The following is a 1,549-nucleotide window of genomic DNA, read 5'->3' as shown; positions in this document are numbered from 1 at the left end:
TGTCACGCGTGACGGACAACGTGGCCTTGTAATCCTCAAAATCTTCCACCAGTCCGGCCGGAACCAGCTCGGTCAGGGCGATATCCAGCAGCTCGGCGGTGCAGATTTTGGGGGTCATCACCGGCTGATCGGCATCAATCTTATCCAGCACATCATCCCCGGCCAGCTTGTGACGCGGATAACGACTGGTGAACCGGTTTTTGATGATGTAGCGGATACGCCCCAGCGTCGCCGGCGACTGCACGTCGAGATAGGAAATGTCGGTATCGCCAAAGCTGTTCACGCGGTACATGGTGATTTCACGCTCGATACAGACGTTGTCACCGGCATCCACATAATGGGTGGCGATACCGTCATGCAGCAGCAGGTTGCGCTCTGTCATGTCCCAGCGGATGGCACGGGCTGGCGGTTTAATACCCGGCAGCACCAGCGTCTGGAGCGGACGGGCCGGGTCGAGCGCCAGCTGGTAAGAGGCGATGCCGGCATAGCTCGCCGCCCATAACCACGACGGTTCCGGCGCGATGTTGGTGCCCAGGCAGGAAATCAGCCAGTCATTACGGGCATCGCCGAAGGTGCCGGTCTGGGCATGCGTCCCGCGAAACGCGGTCCACAGCTGCATCTCCATCATTTTCAGCGGCCCCCAGCGAACCAGCAGTTCGTCGCGGATGGTGTTGAGGCTCTGGGTGTCGTTGTACGGGAAAACAATATCGGTGTACCACTCGTCACCCAGCGCCGCGACCACCGACTGGATATCCGGCGTACCCGTGCCGCCGGTAAACGCGGTCAGGGTGGCGCTGATACCGGCAGGCGTTTTCTCGCCGGAATAATAGTTGAGACGGACATCAGCATCATTGCCGGTGACACCTTTCCAGTTGACGGTCAGCACGACTTTCGCTGAGGACTCCGCATCAATGGTGGCGGTGACCTGCGTGGCCGGTTTTGCGGTGATGGCATTCACGATGTTCTGCGCAACGATCTCCGCTGTATCCGCCACAGCGACGCCCACCTGGACTGAAACGCCGCTTACCAGCAGTGCCAGCGTCCCGGCGGCGGTCGCGGTGCCGAGCATGGTGATGCTGGCGGTGGCCGCGTTACCGGCATCCAGTTCTGCAAGCCCCATGGCAACCGTCTCGGTATAGCTGTTCCCCTTGCGCAGGATTTTCAGCATCTCGCCCAGCATCGAGCCGCGTCCGTACAGGTTGTCGGCCATGCTGTCGCCGGTGATACGGTTCAGGGTGAGTGGTTCCACGCTGGCGGTCGCCCGCTGCTGACCCACCACCAGAATCTTGCGTGACTGCGCCGGTGCGGCAGACATCGCCAGCGAATTATCAAAGTCGATGACAACCAGCGGGACACGCAGGTCATCAGGAATGTTGCCGATTGACATCACGCCTCTCCCTTATCGGTTCTGGTTTTAGCCTTAGGCAACGGACTAATCGTCACATCACCTTCATTTTCGCGGCGACGCCAGTAAGCGGTGACGTCCAGCGCTTCCCCTTCCGGTGCGAGCAGGCTGCTGTCGGCTTTACGCACACGCAACCCCGCACGC

2 protein-coding genes are annotated in these 1,549 nt (G+C 60.6%); both read right to left on the bottom strand.

Features of this window, described 5'->3' with window-relative positions:
- Nucleotides 1-1,387, bottom strand: a 1,387-nt coding sequence (locus GTGU_RS23195; protein ID WP_038163428.1) for a phage tail sheath subtilisin-like domain-containing protein, incomplete at its 3' end; no start/stop codon positions are given.
- Nucleotides 1,387-1,539, bottom strand: a complete 153-nt coding sequence (locus tag GTGU_RS25205) for a DUF2635 domain-containing protein (RefSeq protein ID WP_084222851.1) — start codon at nucleotides 1,537-1,539, stop codon at nucleotides 1,387-1,389. The genes GTGU_RS25205 and GTGU_RS23195, both read right to left, overlap by 1 nt.
- Nucleotides 1,540-1,549: the final 10 nt, after the last annotated feature.

It is taken from the genome of Trabulsiella guamensis ATCC 49490, from assembly GCF_000734965.1.
Classification (GTDB): Bacteria; Pseudomonadota; Gammaproteobacteria; order Enterobacterales; family Enterobacteriaceae; genus Trabulsiella; species Trabulsiella guamensis.
This window is presented reverse-complemented; position numbering and strand designations above follow the sequence as displayed.